This window comes from Sphingobacterium sp. BIGb0165 (assembly GCF_024810095.1).
In the GTDB taxonomy this organism is placed as follows: domain Bacteria; phylum Bacteroidota; class Bacteroidia; order Sphingobacteriales; family Sphingobacteriaceae; genus Sphingobacterium; species Sphingobacterium detergens.
In genome coordinates this window covers 139,793-162,708 of the sequence record NZ_JANUEB010000012.1, presented here as the reverse complement: position 1 = coordinate 162,708, position 22,916 = coordinate 139,793, and the positions used below count along the sequence as shown (strand labels likewise).

11 protein-coding genes are annotated in these 22,916 nt (G+C 40.8%); 10 read left to right on the top strand and 1 reads right to left on the bottom strand.

The annotated features are described in order from the left end of the window. From M2408_RS24975 to M2408_RS24955, 5 genes are all read left to right on the top strand, one after another. Positions 1 to 1,683: a RagB/SusD family nutrient uptake outer membrane protein gene (locus tag M2408_RS24975; RefSeq protein ID WP_259187284.1), complete on the top strand. Its 1,683-nt coding sequence runs from the start codon at positions 1 to 3 to the stop codon at positions 1,681 to 1,683. Positions 1,684 to 1,708: 25 nt separating this feature from the next. Then, positions 1,709 to 2,821 (top strand): hypothetical protein, encoded by a 1,113-nt coding sequence (locus tag M2408_RS24970; RefSeq protein WP_259187283.1) that lies wholly within the window; start codon positions 1,709 to 1,711, stop codon positions 2,819 to 2,821. 43 nt (positions 2,822 to 2,864) lie between these two features. Further along, the gene (locus M2408_RS24965; RefSeq protein WP_259187282.1) at positions 2,865 to 4,469 is read left to right on the top strand and encodes a glycoside hydrolase family 32 protein; all 1,605 of its coding nucleotides are present in this window, start codon (positions 2,865 to 2,867) and stop codon (positions 4,467 to 4,469) included. A gap of 64 nt (positions 4,470 to 4,533) precedes the next feature. Then, positions 4,534 to 6,042 carry a glycoside hydrolase family 32 protein gene (locus tag M2408_RS24960; protein WP_259187281.1) on the top strand — a complete coding sequence of 503 codons (1,509 nt, stop codon included), beginning with the start codon at positions 4,534 to 4,536 and terminating at the stop codon, positions 6,040 to 6,042. A 260-nt stretch (positions 6,043 to 6,302) separates the two neighbouring features. Next, a complete protein-coding gene (locus M2408_RS24955; protein WP_259187280.1) occupies positions 6,303 to 8,141 on the top strand; it encodes an alpha-L-fucosidase in 1,839 nt (612 codons plus the stop codon). Between the two features lie 222 nt (positions 8,142 to 8,363). On the opposite strand, the gene M2408_RS24950 is transcribed toward M2408_RS24955, so the two are convergent. Then, positions 8,364 to 12,329: a hybrid sensor histidine kinase/response regulator transcription factor gene (locus M2408_RS24950; RefSeq protein WP_259187279.1), complete on the bottom strand. Its 3,966-nt coding sequence runs from the start codon at positions 12,327 to 12,329 to the stop codon at positions 8,364 to 8,366. A 443-nt stretch (positions 12,330 to 12,772) separates the two neighbouring features. On the opposite strand from M2408_RS24950, the gene M2408_RS24945 reads away from it, so the two are divergent. From M2408_RS24945 to M2408_RS24925, 5 genes are all read left to right on the top strand, one after another. Further along, on the top strand, positions 12,773 to 15,757 hold the full coding sequence (locus M2408_RS24945) for a SusC/RagA family TonB-linked outer membrane protein (RefSeq protein ID WP_259187278.1): 2,985 nt from the start codon (positions 12,773 to 12,775) through the stop codon (positions 15,755 to 15,757). A 42-nt stretch (positions 15,758 to 15,799) separates the two neighbouring features. Further along, positions 15,800 to 17,371: a RagB/SusD family nutrient uptake outer membrane protein gene (locus M2408_RS24940; RefSeq protein WP_259187277.1), complete on the top strand. Its 1,572-nt coding sequence runs from the start codon at positions 15,800 to 15,802 to the stop codon at positions 17,369 to 17,371. A gap of 792 nt (positions 17,372 to 18,163) precedes the next feature. After that, entirely contained in the window at positions 18,164 to 18,691 is a 528-nt protein-coding gene (locus tag M2408_RS24935) for an RNA polymerase sigma factor (RefSeq protein ID WP_259187276.1), read from the top strand. Between the two features lie 64 nt (positions 18,692 to 18,755). Then, complete coding sequence (locus M2408_RS24930) at positions 18,756 to 19,790, top strand: FecR family protein (protein ID WP_259187275.1); 1,035 nt, start codon at positions 18,756 to 18,758, stop codon at positions 19,788 to 19,790. Between the two features lie 4 nt (positions 19,791 to 19,794). After that, positions 19,795 to 22,893, top strand: coding sequence for a TonB-dependent receptor (locus tag M2408_RS24925; RefSeq protein WP_259187274.1), 3,099 nt, complete (start codon positions 19,795 to 19,797; stop codon positions 22,891 to 22,893). Positions 22,894 to 22,916: the final 23 nt, after the last annotated feature.

Genomic DNA, 22,916 nt, shown 5'->3' with positions numbered 1-22,916 from the left:
ATGAAAAAAATAACCAATAAAATCGCGATAATGATGGTGTTTGCGGGGCTGCTGTCCGGATGCACCAAGTTCTTGGATCAGACACCTAATGGCGTACTGAGCTCCGACCAGGTAAAGGAACCCGAAAGATTACTGACAGCCACTTATGCAGCTTTAGGCAATGATCATTATGATGTACCTTTTAGCTTATGGCCTTATGGTACAGTACGATCTGATGATGCATATAAAGGCGGATCGGGACCGCAGGATATACAGACCTTCCATTTTCTTGAGGTCTCCAATAATGTCACGACCAATTTTGCTGAGGTGGATAAACTGTGGTTTCAGCTTTATGTCGCTATTTCACGGGCCAATACCACCATCAAAACGATTCAGGAAATGAACAATTTTGATGGCAAGGAAGGGAAGTTGGCCGAAGCGAAATTCCTACGGGGGCACTTCTATTTTATGCTCAAAACGCTGTTTAAATATGTACCCTACATTGATGAAAATGTGCCGGTAGATAGCTATGAGACTGTGTCAAATAGAGCATTGAGTAATGATGCTCTCTGGCAAAAGATTGTCGATGATTTTCAATATGCAGTAGATCATTTGCCAGCTGTACAGACGGAAGTCGGTCGTGCAAATCGAATCGCGGCAGCAGCTTATCTTGCTAAAACATACCTGTACAAAGCCTACCGTCAGGATAGCGAGGAACGCCATGCGGTAACCGGAATCAATCAAGGAGATCTGGAAAAAGTATTGCAGAATGCAGACATCGTACTTGCATCAAACCATGCTCTTGAAGCAGATTTTGCCTTCAACTTTTTGCCGGGGAAATATGAAAATGGTACAGAAGCATTGTTTTCAATCCAATTTTCAAAAGATGATGGTACGAAATTCGGCCGTGTGAATTTCTCGGATCTGCTCTCTGTTCCTATGGGTCTGGGCTGTTGTGATTTCAATAAACCTAGCCAGAATTTGGTGAACGTATTCCGTACAACGGGAAAAGGGGTACCGCTGGATAATTACAATACATTGAATAGCTTCAATGCATCGGAAAAATACGACCCCAGACTATTCCATACTGTGGCAATTCCGGGATTACCTTATAAATATAATACCAAACGCATTTACGAGGAGAGCTGGAACCGCAATCCTGCGGACTATTCGGTGTATGCATCGTTGAAGGAAAATGTCGATCCAGATTGCGATTGTTTTGTTCCAATGGCACCATTCTTTGCAAATACAAAAAACCGTATTGTACTGCGTGTTGCCGATGTCCTATTGATGCGTGCTGAGGCACTGATTGAATTGCACCGTTCTGCCGAAGCCTTGCCGTTGATCAACCAGTTGCGTATCCGTGCAAAAAATAGTGCCACCATGACGGGCTATGCAACGGATAAAATGTTGGTAGAAACCTATAAAAATGGAGATAACATTATATGGAATGAGGAAAATGCACGGAAGGCTTTACGTGCGGAACGTCGTCTGGAATTAGCCATGGAAAATGGACGCTTCTTCGATCTGGTACGTTGGGGAATCGCAGAACAGACCATGAATGCTTATTATGAAACAGAGAAATCGCGTCGTTCTTATTATGCTGCAGCTCATTTTACAGCGAATAAGAGTGAATATTTGCCTATTCCGGAAGCACAAATCAGACTGAGCAAATACCTATACAAGCAGAATCCGGGATATTAACTAACATACTAACCAATTTATACCAATGAGAACATTAAAATATAACATCGGATTGGGGCTTATGCTTCTGTTTATAGGCTTGTTTTCAGCTTGTAAACAGGACGTTGAAAGCGCTCTTGATCTAAATGCTGACGTAGACATCTTGTCTTTTAAAGTTGGTACCGCCATAGGGACGATAGATCAGCAGAAAGGCAGCATCAGCGTGTTGGTACCAGCAGGAACAGATCTTTCAGCGCTTGCTCCTGTAATTGAATTGTCCAGTGAAGCGAGGGTATCTCCAGCTTCGGGTCTGGCGCAAAATTTTTCCTTTTCTTCCACGACACCAGTCACCTATCGTGTGTATAACGGTAACTTGTATAATACTTATCAGGTTACTGTCAAAGAAATAAAGGCGGAAATAACGGCTTTTCGTATCGGAGACCGATCAGGACTAATTGATCAGCAAAATAAGCAAATCAAAATTTATCTGCCATTAGGAACAGACTTGAAAAGCCTCACACCATCTGTCGAGTTTACATCAGGAGCGAGTATTGCACCGGGATTGGGCGGATTTGTGAATCTGAGTTCCCCAGTAAAATATACGCTAACCTACATGGGGCAAACATTTCAATATACCATAACGGCCATACTCGGCGAGGAGCCAAAGCAGGTACTGACAATTTATAATGGTGAAACTGTTGTGCCGCATTTCGATGGTTTGGGTGTAAGTGGGGTAGACTCACCTTATGCTAATCCAAAAACGAAAGGTACCAATACCACTCCTTTCTGTGCATCCTTTATCAGAGATGCTGAAACAGGTGCTGGCTGGCACGGTGGCGCATTATGGAATGCCAATAAGGTAAATATTAACCCTGCAGCGTACAACCGTTTCTCTATCATGGTATTGAAGGATGTGGAAGGAGATGTACAGCTGGAGATCCAGTCGGATGGCGAACAGAATAAAGATTGGCTACGGGCAAGGTATGTGAAAGCACATGTCGGTGAATGGCAAGAATTGATCTTTGAGATTCCTGCTGGGAGAACAGCAAACATCAATAATATTCTTGTAATGCCCCATGAACATCCCAATGGACAACCTGTGGTTTTCCCGACCCAGCGGATGTATTGGGATGAGTTGAAGGCATTGCCAAAAGAATAGCCGGAGTAAATAATTGGAATATGGTTTTATTAGGAGATTTTAAATGAAAACTAACTTGTATTTATTTCCAGCATTATGCTTTATAGCATTGCTGACGAGCTGTAAAAGTGGGGAGCAGACCCTGCCTGTTGACAAACCTGATGGCCCTGCTTCGGTAGACCGATCCACCTCCTGTACCATGGTACAGGAGACAGGTATGTTTCAGACTTTTTATAAGCCGCAGCAAGGATTTGTCGGTGATCCAATGTCTTATTATAATGTCGATGACAAAAAGTACTATTTGTTCTATCTCTACGAAAATGCAAATCGCCACCCGATCTATGTTACCAAAACCAGCGATTATGCAACATTTGAAGGCTTTACGGAAATATTGCCCGCTGGTGCTGCCGGAAGTCAGGATGAATGGATTGGAACAGGCAGCTTTATGAAAAGAGGTCAGACTTATTACTGTTTTTATACTGGTCATAACGGTAACCTGAATCCGGCTGAAAAAGTGATGGTCGCAACATCGGCAGACTTGCTGAACTGGACGAAACAGCCTGGTGGGACAATACAGGCCAGTGTAGGCTATGATCAGAATAATTTTCGGGATCCACATGTATACTGGGACGAAAGTCGCGGTAGTTATGTGATGCTGGTCACGACCCGTAAGGACGGCAAAGGGGCGATAGCACGGTATGTGTCCACAGATCTGAACAGTTGGTCTATCATAGATCCTCTGTTAGCGACTGCAGCACCCGCAGTGGGTAAACATGAGATTGAAACGGATGCTGAAATATTGGAATGTCCCGATATCTTTAAAATGGGCAGTAAATGGTATTTAACATTTTCACGAATCAATAGGGATGAGCACCGGAAGACTTTTTATCGAATTGCTGATTCGCCGGATGGTCCCTGGAGGATCTGTCGTGATGCAGATGGTCATCATGAAACTTTCGATGGTTTATTTCTGTATGCTGGCAAGACGGCTACGGATGGAACGACACGTTATCTCTCAGGTTGGTGTTCAACAGGTCAGACGGTGAACACCAACAATGAATTACCTTGGTCAGGAAGTTTAATCTCGCATAAATTAGTTCAGGGACCGACGGGGAGATTATATCCAACCATTCCTGCTGCAATAAACAATAAATTTAATAAGGAACTGGCTTTTGAAAAGCTGAATGTCGTTGGAAATGTTTCTGAAAATAATAAAACATATAGTATTACTGCACAGTCTGGCGCCAGAAGTTATGCACGATTCAACCGCAATACAGCTAGCGTTAAAATGTCGCTGACCATAGATGCTTCGCAATCAGATCATTTCGGTTTCTCTTTTGGTGCCTGTGACGATCCTTCGGAGCTGTATAGTATTGCCTTTGATCTGACGTCTTCAAACCGTTGGGGTATGCCTGCATTATTTATGAATCGTGAAACGGGTCTCGGTGGAACAGCCGGTAAAACAGAAGTTAATTTTACGCCGTTGATTGTACCCGCCAATAAGGTCTTTGATGTGAAAATTGTAATCGAGAAATCGATCTGTGTGATTTACGTAAATAATAACGTCGCTTTTACCAATCGGATCTATAAAATGGATCAGAACCCATGGACCATTTATGCCGATCAGGGTACGATTAAAGTCAATACAATGAAAGTCGAGAAATCATAGGAATTTTAGCTATTTTATTGGCTAAGGCACGGTGAGGATAATGTGATATAAAACTTAATAAGATATGAATAGAATAAAGAAATATGGAACCCTCATGCTCTTTACGAGTTTGTTGAGTTCAGCTTTTGCTCAAGTAGGGCAGCGGGACATGAATGAGCCTGTTGGAAAATACCGGCCGATCTACCATTTTACCCCCAAGCAGGGCTGGATGAATGATCCCAATGGAATGGTGTATCTTAATGGAAATTACCATCTCTTTTTTCAGCATAACCCCGAAAAATCTGTTTGGGGTCCCATGCACTGGGGGCATGCCATTAGTAGGGATCTGATTCATTGGGACGAACAAAAAATTGCGTTGTATCCCGATAGCCTGGGGACGATCTTTTCGGGAAGTGCAGTGATTGATAAGAATAATACCGCTGGGTTTGGAAAAGGGGCTATGGTCGCTATTTTTACGCATCACAACCATCAGGAGGAAGACCGAAAAACAGGTCTGCACCAAAATCAGAGCTTGGCTTACAGCTTGGATCAGGGAGCAACCTGGACCAAATATAAAGGTAACCCAGTATTGCCAAATCCAGGAATCTGGGATTTTCGGGATCCAAAGGTGATGTGGTTCGAAAAAACAAAAAGCTGGATTATGACTTTAGCGACCAAAGATTGCATCACCTTTTATTCATCCAAAGACTTAAAAGAGTGGAAAAAGGAGAGCGAATTTGGTAAGGAAGTGGGAGCACATGGTGGAGTCTGGGAATGCCCTGACCTGATTCCAATGAAATATAACGGTGAAACCAAATGGGTATTATTGGTCAGCATCAATCCGGGAGGGCCCAATGGTGGTTCGGTAACACAATATTTTGTCGGTGATTTCGATGGACATCAATTTCAGCCCGTAGATACATCAGTCAAATGGTTAGATTGGGGGCCAGATAACTACGCTGGTGTAACCTGGAGCAATTTAGGAGAACGGCACCTGATGATCGGTTGGATGAGCAACTGGCAATATGCCAATGTGGTGCCAACGACGCGCTGGCGCTCATCTTCGACAATCCCACGTGAATTGACTTTGCAAAAGGTAGATCAAAAATATTATGTAAGCAGCACAGCAGCACCCGAGGTGGCTAAAGCATTTCAGTCTGTAAAAAAATATCAGGCAAATCAATCAAAAGAACTAACGGTGCAAGAGCAGCTGCCACAAGCATTTCGGTTGGAGATCAATAAGCTAAAAGTACAGAATTTTAAACTTATTTTGTCTAATGCTGTTGGAAATGAGTTGGTTGTCGGTTATGACAAAGGTCAGGATGCCTATTATATTGATCGTTCAAAATCTGGGGAAATTGCTTTCAATGCAGATTTTCCAAAAAGAAGCATAGCGGGGCGACTATCCAATAGCGAAACATTATCATTAAGCCTATATATTGATGTCAGTTCCGTAGAGCTCTTTGCTGATAATGGATTAACCGCAATGACCAGCTTGTTTTTTCCGGAGGAACCAATGACTCGGATACGTATTGTGGGCGATAATAATTTAATATTTCGGGATGTAAACATTGCCACATTCAGGGACAAATAAACCAATTACGCATAAAACAAGCGGGCCTTTTTTTTAAAAGGCCCGCTTGTTTTATGGCTTAATCTCATCGCAATCAGGTTACTATCACATTGTAAAATAAATACCTGATTAGCTAGAATAATTTTAAAGACTAGCTTCGATTTGATATATTTAACAGTTGTTTTGCGGGATGACAATTACTAGACCTAATTTGTAACGCCAATTTACTTTTTAGCGAAGGCTCTTTTGCGATGAACTTTTATGTATAACACAATATAATAATGACACTTAATTTTTTTAAATGGAAATGCGCAGCAGCAGTGGGAATGCTTTTGTGTATGACCGAGGGATCATTTGCCCAGACAAAATCAATACCTTATGAAGGTGTGCCCGGATGGACCGAAAGCCAGAATAAACGGATGGAATGGTTTAGAGAGGCACGTTTTGGACTTTTTATCCACTGGGGGCTGTATAGTGCTGCCGGAGGTAGTTTTGAGGGAAAGCAATATCCTCAACATTACGCTGAATGGATCCAGACCTGGGGGAAAATTCCCAGCAAGCAGTACGCTGCCGTGCTGAAACCAAAGTTCACCCTGCGTTCGTTTGAACCTAAAGCCTGGGCACGTTTGGCTAAAAAAGCAGGAATGAAATATATGGTGTTGACTTCCAGACACCATGAAGGCTTTAGCCTCTTTAATAGCCAGCAACCATACGCTGTTAAAAATGATATTACGGGAAGTGCCAACTTATCCCCTAAAGGCAGGGATTTATATAAAGAGATCATGACAGCATTCCGTCAGGAAGGACTGAAAGTAGGTGCTTATTATTCTTTGCTCGATTGGCAGCATCCGGATTCCTACGAAGCTTTTAATCTGAATCCTAACACAGATAATCATCAACCTGATCATAACCGCTACAAGGAGTATCTCTATGGACAGGTCAAAGAACTTGCTCAGAATTATGGTCAGCTAGATATGCTATGGCCCGACTTTAGCAGCAAACAGCACCAAGGTGAGGCTTGGGGAACAAAACGCATGTTGACAGATCTGATCAAATGGCAACCCAATATCATTATCAACAATCGGTTTTGGGATGGGTTAGAAAACAAAAATGGTGATATTGGAACCCCTGAAAAATATATTCCACCAACAGGACTTCCGGGCATGGATTGGGAAGTCAGCCATACCATGAACGAAAGTTATGGCTATAGTGCACACGATCAAAATTGGAAGAGCTTTCCTAAAATCATGCAATTATTTGTGGAAACGGTAAGCAAAGGCGGTAATTTTCTGCTCAATGTAGGGCCGGATGGGGATGGAGCCATTCCCGCACCCGCAATTAGAATTATGGAGCGTATAGGTGACTGGATGCAGGTCAATAAGGAGGCAATCTATGGTACTAAAGCAAGCCCTTTTCAGGCATTGGACTGGGGTTATTGCACCCAAAAAGAAGGTAAATTGTATTTACATATATTTGATCGACCTGCCAGTGGAAAAATTGATCTACCGATCAAAAACAAAGTCACCATCGCTTATGCAATGGCAAGTCCTAAAACCAAGCTAAAGGTTGCGGTAGATAAGGGAAGACCCGTGATTCCGGTTGATGTTTTTGACATAGAAAAAGGACCGAAAGTAATTGTTGTCGAAATTCAGGGCAAACCGGACGTGGAAGAGAATCTGACGCAGACTCAGGCGGATGGGCGTATTGTGATGAATGCAAATAACGCTAAATTGCTAGATGGAAAAGGACTTAAAATCATTGGTGCAACGACACATGATCCCAATCGTCCAAATGCCATCGGACAATGGAAAGATCGCAATGACCGGATCTATTGGGACATCAAAATCCAAAAACCGGGTAAATACCATGTATTGATCAGTTATTTGCCAAATGCAAAACACAAAGGTAAGGTGATACTTTCGGCGCTTGGACAGCAGCTTCCATTTGCTTTTGGGGCAGAAAATGGACCAGGATTTAAAGAAGTGGAACTGGGTATGGTAGAAGTATCGCAGCAGATTATTGGCGAACCGAGCACCAGGGTAACATTACATGCAGCGGCAATTGAAGGTGATATGTTACCAGAAATTGCATCGCTTACGTTGGTGCCAGTCCAGGAATAAGTTACTTGGATAAGTACAATTGTGCCAGCTGTTTTTAACCGTTGAGCCAAAGTAGCCCCGGCAAATATATCTTGCCGGGGTTGTTTTTTTTGCAAAAAGTAAGCGATAATTGAAGGCTAGAAGCGTTCTCTGTCTGGAACGTTTCTAGCTTTTTATTTTACCTTCACTTGGTCTCCAATTTTCTTATTGCAATAAATACCGCAGGTAAAAATTGAGTTCCGTTTATTGTTTACTGTGTTCGATTATATACGTACTCGGTGGCATTCCATAATGTTTATGAAAATCTCTGGAAAAATTTGACTGTACGGTATAACCTACCATCGTGGAGATCTGTGTAATATTATATTCTTTCTGGGTAAGCAGTTCGGCAGCCTTTTTTAAACGTGATATGTTAATCAGTTCGTTTGGCGTCAGATCAGAGAGCCCCTTAATTTTACGATATAAAGTCGGACGGCTCATATTCATTAACTTGGCCAGTTCTTCGACATTTAGATCGATATCTGAGATATTGTCATAAATTATGGTATTGAGCAAACTTATAAAGTCTTTATCAGGTGCTGAAACATTAATTTCGGCTAAATGCGCACTTGGAGAGTTGGTAAAATAATTTTTAATTATTTTTCGATTGTTTAAAATATTACGTAGCTGTACCATTAAAAATTCCATGGAAAAAGGCTTTTCAATATAAGCATCTGCTCCAATCTTCAGCCCTTGAATTTTAGCATCCAATGCATTTTTTGCGGTCAGGAATATCACTGGAATATGGCTGTAGAGAATATCTGTCTTAATGCGCTTACATAGTGCAATGCCATCCATAATAGGCATCATGATATCTGTCAGAACAAGCTGTACATTGTCGCGGTCCAATATCTCAAGAGCTTCAGCTCCATTGTTAGCTCTTAGGATGGTATAGTTTATTTTGAGTTCCTTATTGAGGTAAGCGAGTATTTCCTTATTGTCTTCAACGATAAGAATTACTGGTTTTTCAGTAGTTTCCTCCTCTTTGGTGTACATTCCACGATCTTCAGTCTTGTAATTTTCTTCGAGAAAAGGTTTGATATCGAGCGACTGTTCCTGAAAGATAGGAAGTGAAAGTAGAAAAATATTTCTGTGTTCTTCGGTATAAACTAGCGATAAGGAACCCTGATGAAGCTCCACTAGAGAGCGGGAGAGTGGAAGACCAATGCCAGTACCAGTATCTTTATCAGATTCATTAAGGCGATAAAATGGCTCAAAGATCTTTTCCCTTTTGTCAAAAGGGATGATTTCGCCATCGTTTCGAAACTCTACATTAAACATGATATCATCACTGTTGAATGGAAGCAGTTTGATATGTACATGATTGTCGGCGTATTTTATGCCATTATGAATTAAATTTGTGAGAATTTTGCGCAGAGCCTCTTCATCTACAAAGGCTGTTAATGTAATACGGGGCAAAGAAAGATCATAATGCAGCAGTTTTTCTTTTGCCAGGGAGTTCAAATCATTGAATACATCGGACAACAAACTGTTGATATCCGTTTTAGTGAAAATAAGGCTCATATTATTTGTTTCTGCTTTTCTGAAATCTAAAAGTTGATTGGTGAGACGGATAAGTCTGCTTGTATTTTTCTCCATAAGAGCAAGATCGCTCGCTGTTTCGCTATCCGTGAATTGTTGTGTACGGATTATTTTCTCGAGTGGCATTTTTATTAAAGTCAATGGCGTCCGGATCTCATGGGCGAGGTTGGTGAAAAATTCAAGCTTAAGATTATATACTTCTTGTTCTTTTTTACGTTCATAGTTGTCCATTTTCTGGGCATTATTTGCCTTAATAAGCAGGAAGTAATATCTTAAAATCAACAAAACAATGGTGCTAACAGCGAAGAAATAAGCAAAGTATGCCCATGAAGACAACCACCAGGGGGGCGACACCACAATACGTAGTTCCTTTTCAGTTGGATTCCAGATGCCATTATTGTTAGCCCCTTTAAATCTAAAGGTATAGGTTCCGGGAGGAAGTTTATTGTAATATATCTTTTGGTTGCCTGTAATATCCGTCCAGCCCTTATCATACCCCTCCATGATATAACGATAGGCATTGCTTTTTGGGGAAACAAAGCTCAAGGCTGCGATATTAAAACTGATATTGGAACTGTTATAGGACAGTTGAATCTCTTTTGATAGCGAGATGGATTGTTTCAGTATGCCATTTTCACGAACTGGTATGCTCTCGTTGTTGATCTGAATGTCACTAATGAATATAGGTGGAATAAAGCTATTCTTAATGGATTTTGTTGGGTTAAAGCTTACCATTCCCTTTATGGTACCAAAATATAATGTACCGTCCTTATCTTTAAATGCTGAATTATAGTTAAACTGATCCGCGGGAAGCCCGTCTCTCGATGTATAGATGACCATATGGGGGATATTTCCGTCCAGTCTGACCAATCCGCCACCTGTTGATATCCAAATACTGTTATTATCGTCTTCCAGTACTTTAAATACTTGATTGGAAGGTAAACCCGATTCGGTCAGATAGTTGGTGAAATGCCCGTCACGACGGTATTTTGAAAGACCACTTTCGGTACAAAACCACAGATTTTTTTTGCTGTCTTCAAATAAACCATTGACGTAATTATTGACGAGCGTATTGCGCTTACCTTGTTCGGAGCTTAAATGTTGTATTTCGCCTGTACCGCGATTATATTGGTAGACTCCACTGCCATACGTATTGACCCAAAGTATACCATATTCGTCTTCGTAAATCCCTTGTATCCAAGCTTTAATGGGGAGGAGGTCAAAACTGTCGCTGTGTTTATTATAGGCATATAATGCGCGGTCTGTTCCTACAAACATGCTGTTGTCTCTGGACTTAAAGATGCAAACGGCGAAGCTGCTTTGCAAGGGACCTCTACCGATGCGGTCGTAGTGCTTTTTTAATTCTCCGGTCTTTACGTCGAGTATATCCAATCCATGTGTTGTGGAGCCTACCCAGAGTTCATCGCCGATTGTTGCCAGGCCATGGACATTGTTATGCGCAATACTTCCCTTTTTTCCATTGGCAACAAAATGCTGAATCTGTTGTGTTTGAGCATCTATTTTGTTTAGACCACCATCTTCTGTACCTATCCAGAAATTTCCATAGTTATCTTTTTTTATATCGTGTACGATATTCCCTGATAAAGCAGATTTTCCAAATCCATATAAGTACTTTTTGAAATTGTCGAATTGGTTGCTGTATTGGTTAAAACCGCCGAAAAATGTTCCAAACCAGATGTTATCTTCACGGTCCCGATAGAAATTCAAAACAGCATTGTCCGATATGGCAAATGGATTGAGCAGATCTTTTTTGATGTGTTGGCTCTGACCTGTATGAATGTCATAGGTATATATTCCCGTCTCTGTTCCGATCCAGTATACCGACTCTGTCTGTTGGATAATACAATTTGCCTGGATGACTTTTTGGGGGTAATGGTTTGCAAATAAGTTTTTTAAAGTTCCGTTTTTAAAATCAAACAGGTAGGATGAATTGATGGTGCCGACCATGAGCAGGGAGTCGTTGATGGCGTAGACGGTCTTTGTGTTGGCCAGTGCTTTCCGATTTGTTTTTTTAACTGCAATTTGAACAAACTTGCCTTCGTTGACCTGATACCGTTCTATCGTACTGTTAATATCCGTGGTCCACAGCCCGCCTTTTTTGCTACTGGTAATGGCCACTAGGGTATTTTTGTTTTGATCAAAAGGAACGATCTCCGTCGTGTAAGGATTATAACGATAGAGTTTTCCCGCAGAAAGCAGCCAGATAAAACCGGCGTATTCATGTATGGCATTTACCTCTCCAATCGGTATTCTATTGAATGGCTGGAAGTTTTCTTTAACCGGATTGTAACAATAGGTCCCCCGTGTCGTTCCCACCCATAGTATACCTTTGCTATCAGTAAGGATACTTAAAATAGACGAACTCCCGATGCTTGTGGGATCTGAAGCATTGTGCCTAAATATCTTAAATTGATTGCCATCAAAACGATTAAGACCATTCCTAGTCCCTAGCCAAAGAAAGCCCTGGGTATCTTGCGTAATACACTTAACAGAACTATTGGAGAGACCATCGTGGGGTTGATAATTTTTAAAATAGAACGATTGCGCCTGTAGGTTAGTCCATACAAGTAGGAGATAGAGGATAGGTATAAGGGTTATTACGCGCAAAATTGATAATGTATCTCTAAAAATAGTCAATAAAAAAGAAAAAAAAGAGTTTTGCTGATACACTGTGATATAAAATTGAGACGCTATGATTGGGGTTGCAGTAAAGATTTTCTCATTTTTATGGAACGATAATAACCAAATATAAACGTATGTCTTGCCCTAAAATTATGACAGTGAAAACCTGTAATCTTATTTTTCAGCGAGTTTCTTCTCAATGTTTAGCGTTGACGATGCTATATTTCAATGTCTTAACTTTTTGCATTGTTTCTAATTTGGTTTCTCTCGAAGTATGTTGTTTTAAGAAGGTCAGTTGTCGCTATTTGACGGGTGCTTAATGAAGCACGAAATTTTTGATTGCGATAGATTTTGAAATCACTTAACATTATTTGAACAGGACAAAGTTCAACATAATATAATCAATTAAACCACCAATTTAGAAGCGTATGAAAAACAAACTACTTGCGCAATGTGTAATGATGCCAGCATTACTGCTTACAACCTTTTTTGCGGTAGCCCAGACCAGGGTGCTGAAAGGGAAGGTCGTGGATGAGACCCAAAGTCCATTGACTGGTGCTACCATTAAAGTAAAAGGGAGTACTACAGCAACAACCACCGATGCTGACGGTGGATTTTCAATAAATATCAGTACTGATGCGAAATCACTTGAGGTATCCTATATTGGCTATGCAACCAAGGACGTACCAATTGCAGGCAACGATATGACCATTGCACTTGAACCGGGCTCTAATCAAGGGTTGGATGAAGTGGTTGTTATTGGTTACGGTACTGCTCGCAAAAGAGACCTGACGGGATCTATGGTAACGATTGGTGCCAAGAATTTTAATAAAGGTATAATGACGAGCCCTGATCAATTGATCCAGGGAAAAACTCCTGGTGTGATGGTTATTAACAACACGGGGCAGCCAGGTGGATCAACCACAGTACGTATCCGTGGTAACTCGTCGATCCGGGCGAGTAATAATCCGCTATTTGTACTTGATGGGGTGCCAATGTCAGGTAATTCACCATTACCGGAGGGCAGGGGCGGATTTTCCTCGGATAGAGGGAACCCATTGACTTACCTGAATCCAGGTGATATTGCAAGCATGGATATCTTGAAAGATGCTTCCGCTACAGCAATCTATGGGTCACGTGGAGCAAATGGAGTTGTTATCATCACAACGAAAAAAGGAAAAGTCGGACCGCCGGAAATTTCTGTTGGTGCATCTGCGGGGGTATCTACGATGCGTGAATATCCAGATGTGCTAAATGCGTCGCGATTTAGAGAAGCATTAAATTATTATACGCCTTCTGAAGTAGCAAATTCTGACTTTGGCGGTAATGAAGATGCTTTTAAAGCAATTACAAGAAAAGCAATTACCCAAAATTACTATGCAGATGTAGCCGGGGGTACTGAGCACGGGAAATATCGTTTATCTGGTGGATATTTAAACCAAAATGGTATTATCCGTGGATCCCAATTGAAGAAATATACAGCAAATTTTAGCGGTAATTTTCGCTTTTTGGAAAACAAAAGATTAGGACTTGACTTCGCTGTGTTTTTAACTCAAATGGATAACAAATATGCGCCAATCAACGCAACTGTCGGGTCAGAAGGTAATGTAATCTCCCAGGCGCTACAATGGAATCCAACAAGACCATTGCGCGATGATAAAGGCAATTTAACCTTTGTTAGTTCAACCACGCGTAATCCATTGACCAGTATCGAAGCGTTCAAGGACGTAGCAACGACAAACACCATGGTGGTCAATTTGGCACCTTACTATAAAATTACGGATGATTTAGAATACCGATTTATTTATAGTGCCATGCGACAAACAGGTAACCGTGAGGGTATGTATAGAGCTGGGTTAATTGATCCATCGGCAGTGAATAATGAGCAAGCATTTATCTCTAATAATGGCGAGACAAATTTGCAGATGACACATATGCTTTCTTACAACAAACAAATCAACGACGACTGGAGTGTAAACGCTGTTGCTGGTTATGAGTATTTGGACTATAACTACAACAACAACATCTCATTCGGTGGCGGATTTAAGTATATGGGATTAGATTACTTTGATTATTTGCAATACTCCACAGTTTCAACCCGGGAAATAGCTTCTTACAGAAGTCCGACCAATCAATTGCAGTCATTTTTCTTACGCGGTGGATTTAATTATTTGGATCGCTATTTATTTACAGCGACAGCGCGACGAGATGGGTCAACTAAATTTGGTGCTAACAACAAATATGCAATGTTCCCATCCCTTGCAATCGCTTGGAATGTGGCGCAGGAAGAGTTTTTGAAATCCAGCGGAATTTTTGATCAGTTGAAAGTTAGAATAGGATGGGGAAAAACAGGGAATCAAGAATTCCCTTCAGGCGCCTCCTTGAATAGATTTACGTTCGGCAATCAAAGTGTAGGTAGAGCCAACTTTCAAAATAGAGACCTAAAATGGGAAACATCCACAACACTCAATGCTGGTATTGATTTCTCTGTATTAAAAGGACGTTTGTACGGCTCAATAGACTATTTCAATAAGAAAACTACGGATGCTTTATTTGAACAGACATTAGCACAGGATGGCCCTGCTGGACGTATCTGGGTAAATTTGGATGGTGAAATTGTCAATAAAGGGGTAGAGATTGCATTGACAGGTACAATTGTGAAAAATGACAACTGGACTTGGGATTTGACCGGTAATGCTACATTCCTAAAAAATAGTGTGAGTGGTTTGGTCGGTTATTATGAAACTGGTGCATTGAGAGGACAAGGTTTCTCAGGTGTATTGGGACAGCGCATGGTCAATGGACAACCATTAAATGTATGGTATTTGGCCGATTATCAGGGTATTGATCCGCAGACAGGGACAAGTATGTATCGTGGTCACGACGGGAGCATCAATACAACGAATGACCCCGCTAGTAATAAATTCTACATGAATAGTCCTAATCCTACTACTTTGCTAGGTATTTCGACCAATGTTAGCTATAAGCAATTTTCTTTGGCGGCCAATATGAATGGTGCACTTGGGCATTACCTGTTCAATAACACTGCCGCGACAACTTTAGGCATCAGTAATTTGTCTTCCCGTAATATTGGCTCGGCTTTCTTTAATACATCTGTTAAAGAATCCACATCGAATTCAGCGTCAGCCTCAACACGTTATCTGGAAAAAGGAGATTATTTAAAAATGGCTAATTTGACATTGAGCTATAAGGTGGGCAACGTAGGGAAAACACTTAAAAATTTAAATGTTTCCCTCACCGGACAAAACCTCTTTATCATAACTAAATATACAGGCTTCGATCCGGAGGTTAACACCGACGGTTCTAATAATGGTATCCCATCATTGGGTATCGAGTATTTGCCTTATCCTCCAGCCAGAAATATTCTATTGGGGGTGAACTTCTCACTATAAGTATATTGTTAAATGTCATTGGATAACAAAAATATAAGACAGATGAAATTAAGAACTTTATTATATATCGGAATAATCGGTTCAGTTGTTACAAGTACGTTCTCTTGTACAAAACTGAAGGAAGAATTTAGAGGCGAACTGGAGGAGGGGACATCGGCTATAGATCCGGGGGCACTCTTAGTGACTGCTTATAATTCTTTGAATACGCCTTATCAACAGGAGCAGCGTTGGGTGATGCAGGAAATATCAACAGATGCGGCGATGGCCCCTACGCGTGGTGGTGATTGGGATGATAACGGAATGCACCGGGCAATTCATCTTCATACCTGGAATGCAGATAATGGTTATATGAATAATACCTTTGTTAGTTTAGGTACTGCAGTTTACAACGCGGGTGTTGTCGTACGTAGCAATCCAAATGCACAGCAGGCTGCAGAAGCAAGATTTATCCGCGCTTTGGCCATGTTTGATCTCTTGGATCTCTATGGAGTAGTGCCTTTACGACAGGGCCCCTCACTAGAAGATTTTAAAATAGCGCCAGATGTATTACAGCCGCAGGCAGCCATTGATTTTATGGTAAAAGAACTCAACGAAATCTTAAGTAGTTTGCCCGCAAATGGGCCAAGAGCAGCTTATGTAGCGAATAGGAATGCCGCAAGAACATTATTGATGAAAATCTACTTGAATAAGGGCGCATTTTTAACTAGGCAAACACCGACTTTTGCGGCAGAGGACATGAATAAAGTCGTTACTTTAGCAAAAGAAATCACCGCAAGTGGAGCATATACGGTATCTGCAAAAGGAAAGTATTTTGATAATTTTGCCCCGGATAATGATGAAAAATCAACCGAGAATATCTATACTTTATTCAATAAAAATGGAGAAAGAGGCGGTAACGTGGATCGGACCTGGAATACAGTTGCCCATTATAATCTGAATCCAGGAGGATGGAATGGCTGGTGTACACTCTCGGATTACTATGATAAATTTGGGGCGGCAGATGAGCGTAGAGGTATTTACTATGACTATCCAGCAGATACTACCTCAAATAGAACCAAGAAATTCCAACGTCAGAATGTAGGCTTTTTTGCGGGACAGCAATATAATTGGAGTACCAATAAGCCGCTAATGGCTCGAAACCCTTCAACAGCACCGTTATCATTCACACGTGAAGTAACAATCAGGACTTCCGGGGCCACATTGGAAACCGCAGGTATCCGCCCAATGAAGTATGCATTTGACTATGCGGTGACTGGACAACGGAATAACGATTGGGTTGTATTTCGTTACTCTGATGTGCTATTAATGCAAGCAGAGGCTGTATTGAGAGGTGGGACAGGTTCTGCTTCAGAAGCGCTAGATTTAGTCAATAAAATTCGTACTAATCGTGGCGTTACTAACTTCACGACCTTGACGCTCGACAATCTCTTAGATGAGCGTGCACGTGAATTGTATTGGGAAGGTTGGCGGAGACAAGATCTGATTCGATTCGGCAAGTTCTTATTAGCATGGCAAGAAAAGGCCGCGGATCCTGATCCAAAAACCTTGATTTATCCAATTCCTAGCCAACAGATTGCGGTGAACCCTAACCTGAAACAAAATCCAGGTTATTAATAAAAACTGCTCTAGTTGCGGTAAATATCGAACTAGAGCAGTTCTGATGTTGTATTGAAGGTCTTTGGGTTATAAGGTGCCCCTTATAATCTAAAGACCTTTTTCTTTGGCTGAATTGGTATATGGGGAGTGCAGAATTGCTCGACAAGCTATCGTACGACGAATAGTACTTCTTCGGGATATGGTCGTAGCTGTTTCGGTATGTGAGCGACATGAGTCGATGTTGAGTCCGTGGTGAGTCCGAGTTAAACATGGACTCACCACGTAAACAATATGACCTTACCCTGCTCATACCTGCTCCATGCCCTAAAGAAGGACGATAGCAGGTACGATGCAAACTCGAATTAATGCCGAAAAAGGTATATTACGCGGACTCTATTTATATAAACTATTTATATGTATTATAAAAATATATAAATGTTTTGTTATTTATTCTATTTAGATAGAAAATAAATACGATAAAAATAAATTATTTAGCTTAATGCATAAATATAGCCGGAATATCTATACGAATCTTTTACTTCCGCACATGAAATTATTACTCCTATCTCCAAAATTATTGCGTAAATAGAGAAATTGAATCTCATCTTTGAAGTTTTTTGATGTGACTTCTTGAAGATGAAAATATTATCTTGTTTTTTTGACAAAAAATAGTCACTTTAGTTGTGGATAACTAGCCAAAAAAGATTGGTAGCTTGATGGACGAAACTTAAGAATCTATCAGGACCCGAGTTCCGATGTGATGATTGTGAACAGTGATTGCAGGGAAGCAAGACCATCTAAATGTAGAATATGATTAATGACATCCTACAGCGTGCACCGACTGATGAAAAAGAATTTTTTCTGGTCTACCGTTATTGGTATAGAAAATTATATTATTTTTTATACCACAAAACGCACTGTTCGGATCTTGCTGAAGATGTTGTCCAACAAACATTTCTGATCGTTTGGGAACGTAAAAATGAGGCAGATCAGCGGGTACGATTTAGCACACAGCTCTTTCAGATTGCGCGTACCAAGTTGATCGACGAACTTCGCAGACGAGCTTTAAACCGAAAATATGTAGATTTTGAGAGACCTTTTGTGTTAAGCCAGTATGAAGATATGGAAAGACGAATCGCCTACAAAGATGAGTTGGAATATGTCAAAGGGCTAATTGCGCAAATGCCATTTATGAGGCAGCAGGTATTTTATCTGCATAAGTTTGAAGAGTTGAGTTACAAAGAAATTGCCGTCAAATTATCCATTTCGCCTAAAACCGTAGAGAACCACATCAGTATTGGTTTAAAATTTATTAAAAAATTTTTCAAATTGCTTTAGGGGATAAGGTAACCTTTATTCGTATAACAGTTAAATACCTGCTCGCAACTGGGCAGCAACTGTTATGAATCGTAAGCAATTATTGGATAAATTCCTGGCAAACCAATGCTCAGCGGAAGAGGCTAAACTTGTCTTCTCTTGGCTTAATGAGAATCCGAAATTATTGGATGACCTGATTTCGGAGGATGATTGGACGTCCTATATTGCACAGGAGAAAAATGTTAAGGGCAGGAACAGTAATATCTCCAAGATATTTACGGTTTTTATCGTCTTTGGCTTGCTGTTTTTTTGCTCGAATCTATTTCGGGAACGACAAGCTCAATTTGCACAAGACACCATCAAAAAGACCTATTATAATCCGTTATCTCGGCCCAAAGAAATCATTACTGACGATGAATCTCATCTTATTCTTGCACCGGGGGCATTAGTTGAGGTAAGAATAAAATCAAATCTTGATTTCAGATATGTAAAGGTATTGGAGGGAAAAGTTCAATTTGAGGTAGCGAAAGATCCATCTAAGCCTTTTATTGTGGAGAGCGACCAATTGACGACAACCGCACTCGGAACACAATTTATTGTAAATTATACAAGCCGCTCTAAAGACGTCCTTGTACAGTTGCTGGAGGGGAAGGTACGTGTGGCACATATCATGCAAAGTGCAGAACATATAAAAATCCTGAAACCTGGACAGCAGATTCACTTCTCTGCAGCTTCGCAAATGGTTCTTTCCGACTTCGGAAACACTAGTAAAGGAGCTGACCGTTTAGTTAATTTCTTACCACGACTTATAAATACAGCGAAAGAAAAAGAATATAGTTACCCAATGACGATTCATCAATCGACAAACTGGTTGGAAATGGAAGAAACTTCCCTGTCTGAAATTATCCAATATATCAATCATGAACTAGATATGCCCGTATCGTATGATTCGTTGCTGGTCAGGAATTATCGTTTAAAAGGACGTTTCCGAAGGAACGCGGCTATGGATTTACAGGATAAAACACAATTGGCTGAATCCATTCTACAATTGATTGTTGAGGTAAATCCGTTTAAGTTGGAAAAACAACAGAACACATATATACTCAAACCTAAAAAATAGAATTATGGTAAAACTCAACTTAACCAAGAAACCATTTTTTGTTTTGCTGCTGCTGACACTGATGTCCTTTCAATGTCTGGCTGGAACGATAAATGGTATTGTCAAGAATGCTGCCGGACAGCGTCTAGCTGGGGTCAGTATCGTATTGAAAAATGCGGGAAGTAATTTTTCGACGAGCAGTTCTAGTGCGTCAGACGGGAGCTTTCGTTTTGCGGAAGTCCCCAATGCCAAAGGTTATGAATTGACCTTTTCCTATATAGGTTATCAGACTTATGTAGAAAAAGATGTACAAGTGTCAGTTTCGGGCGCGACAACCCTGTCTATTATCCTGGAGGATCAGGTCAACCAATTGGAAGATGTAGTGGTGATCGGCTATGGTAAGCAGAAAAAAAGTGATCTGACGGGGGCCATTGCTTCGCTTTCGAGCAGTGAACTAACAAAAGGCGGTGCTGTGAGTAATGTCGGGCAAGCATTGCAAGGAAAAGCTTCAGGAGTAGTAGTAACACAAAACTCGAAAGCTCCGGGTGGGAGTACATCTATTCGGATTCGAGGAACAAATTCCATTAGTGGAAGTAATGATCCATTATATGTTATTGATGGTTTCCCTACAAATAATGGGATCAATATCAACCCAGATGATATCGCCTCCATGGACATTCTCAAAGATGCATCCGCAACAGCGATCTATGGGTCCAGAGGTGCAAACGGTGTTATCATCATTACGACGAAACGAGGTAAGACAGATCAAAATAATATTACTTATAGTGGTTATGTGGGGACGCAAAATCCGATTAATCCCTTCACTTTTTTGGATGGCAAGCAATATATGAATCTGGCTAATGCATTGTATAAAGAAATTAAGGGACGAGAAAATCAGGAATATGCAGTATACACAAAATCACAGCTTGAGTCGGATGTCAATACCGATTGGATAAAAGAAACGATGCGCAATAGCATTTTGCAGAATCATAACCTACAGTTTTCTGGAGGTGGTGAGAAAACAAAAGTATTGACAAGCCTAGGCTATTTTGATCAAAAAGGGGTTCTGAAGACAACGGATTTTAATCGGGTATCGGGGCGTATCAATGTGGATCAAAAAGTTAACGATTTTATTCGAGCTGGTGCAACGTTGTCTGCCCAACGAGAGAAATCCAATATGCAGGTTTATGATGGAAATATTTTGAATTCCAATGTATTGTATAGCATCCTTACTTATGATCCTACGGTTCCAGTGTACAATGCTGATGGTAGCTTTGGAAGGCCTCCGGGTGGACAGGGTGATAATCCATTGGCCAACTTAATTTCTCGAATCAACGATGTGCAACGCGACAAATTAAATGGAAATATCTTCGTCGAAGTCAATCCGATCAAAGAATTGACATTACGTATGAATGCTGGGACAGAGATTACCCATGACCAATTAGGTAGCTATCTGACCAGAGATTCTTATCAAGGGGGCATCGACGATGGGGTTGCTAGTCAGGCTGACTATAATGAAACACATAATCTTATTGACTTTTACGCGACATACGCAAAAGTATTTAACGAAAAGCATAGCTTGAATGTGATGGGCGGTTATTCGTACGAAAAATATGTGCGTAACAATAAGGGCATAAACGTTAAAGGATTTTCGACTGATTTATTAGAGTACAATAATGTAGGGATGGCCTCAAGTATTACTGGTGTGAATTCTGCAAAATCTGAGAATCTCGTGATCTCTTTCTTTGGCCGTGTAAATTATGCTTATAACGACAAATACCTGTTGACGGCGACCTTAAGGCGGGATGGCTCTTCACGTTTCAGTCCCAATCACCGTTGGGGAACTTTTCCTTCGGCGGCCTTTGCCTGGAAAATCAATAATGAAGACTTTATGAAAGAACAACAGTTGTTTTCAGATTTAAAGTTTAGATTGGGCTACGGTCAGACCGGAAATGACCGCGTGGCGGACTACGCTTCCTATGGCTTAATGGATAATGGACACTATACTTTTGATGGCGTCAATAATGCGGGTGGTGTAAAGCAAAATCCGAATTACCCCGAAAACGATAAACTAAAATGGGAATCCACTACACAGTATAATGTAGGGGTCGATTTTTCGTTCTTTAAAAATAGATTGGCATTTACCCTGGATGCCTATTATAAGAAGACAAACGATCTCTTGATAAGAAGTATACTACCATACTACACTGGATATAGTTCTGGACAACGCAATCTGGGTACGATGAATAATAAAGGATTGGAGTTTTCGGTAACAAGCAAGAATATGACGGGTGAATTTACCTGGGAAACAAAATTGAACTTAGCTATGAACCGCAATAAAGTTTCCAGTCTCGGTGGTGAACCCGATCAACTATTGACTTCTTCAAAACCAATGGGCAATGTCTCGGAAGAGGCTTATTCCGTAATCCGTGTAGGTGAATCGTTAGGATCCTTGTTTGGTTATAAATATCTTGGTGTAATTCAACAAGGGGAGAAGTATGCCCCTCAACCTAACGCAGATCCCGGTGATCCGAAATTTGCTGATGTCAATGGTGACGGCACGATTAACTCAGCTGACCGTACAATCATTGGTCGGGGGTATCCGAAATTGAATTTTGGTATGACCAATACATTTACATATAAACATTTCGATCTAACTGCGTTTGTCTATGGAAATATAGGAAATGATATGCTCAATATGACGCGTATGAATCTCGAATGGCAACGGAGTACAGAAGCGTTAAACCGATGGACACCGACCAATACCAACACGGATATCCCAAGAAATGGATTTTATTATATGAGTTATGGCGGGTATATCAATGATCATTTTGTTGAAAATGCATCTTTCTTACGCTTACGGAACTTGACATTGGGTTATACCATTCCATTGAAAACGAAAACAATTCAATCCATCCGTGTGTACGGCATGGCGGAAAACTTATTTACAATCAGTAATTACTCCGGTTGGGATCCCGAGGTGGATACCAAAGGTTATGAAAATGATGCGTTGGTAAAGAATAGATCCGGAAATAACCAGAGTGCTAATGCCGGTGTGGGATTGGACTTCAATTCCTATCCTTCAATGCGTTCATTTACTTTTGGCGTTAGTGCCACATTTTAATATGTAACACCCAAAATTCTATA

Bases quoted from the DNA above. Each gene is read 5' to 3' on its own strand.
- M2408_RS24975 (WP_259187284.1), top strand. From the start codon at position 1: ATGAAAAAAATAACCAATAAAATCGCGATAATGATGGTGTTTGCGGGG.
- M2408_RS24970 (WP_259187283.1), top strand. From the start codon at position 1,709: ATGAGAACATTAAAATATAACATCGGATTGGGGCTTATGCTTCTGTTT.
- M2408_RS24965 (WP_259187282.1), top strand. From the start codon at position 2,865: ATGAAAACTAACTTGTATTTATTTCCAGCATTATGCTTTATAGCATTG.
- M2408_RS24960 (WP_259187281.1), top strand. From the start codon at position 4,534: ATGAATAGAATAAAGAAATATGGAACCCTCATGCTCTTTACGAGTTTG.
- M2408_RS24955 (WP_259187280.1), top strand. From the start codon at position 6,303: ATGACACTTAATTTTTTTAAATGGAAATGCGCAGCAGCAGTGGGAATG.
- M2408_RS24945 (WP_259187278.1), top strand. From the start codon at position 12,773: ATGAAAAACAAACTACTTGCGCAATGTGTAATGATGCCAGCATTACTG.
- M2408_RS24940 (WP_259187277.1), top strand. From the start codon at position 15,800: ATGAAATTAAGAACTTTATTATATATCGGAATAATCGGTTCAGTTGTT.
- M2408_RS24935 (WP_259187276.1), top strand. From the start codon at position 18,164: ATGATTAATGACATCCTACAGCGTGCACCGACTGATGAAAAAGAATTT.
- M2408_RS24930 (WP_259187275.1), top strand. From the start codon at position 18,756: ATGAATCGTAAGCAATTATTGGATAAATTCCTGGCAAACCAATGCTCA.
- M2408_RS24925 (WP_259187274.1), top strand. From the start codon at position 19,795: ATGGTAAAACTCAACTTAACCAAGAAACCATTTTTTGTTTTGCTGCTG.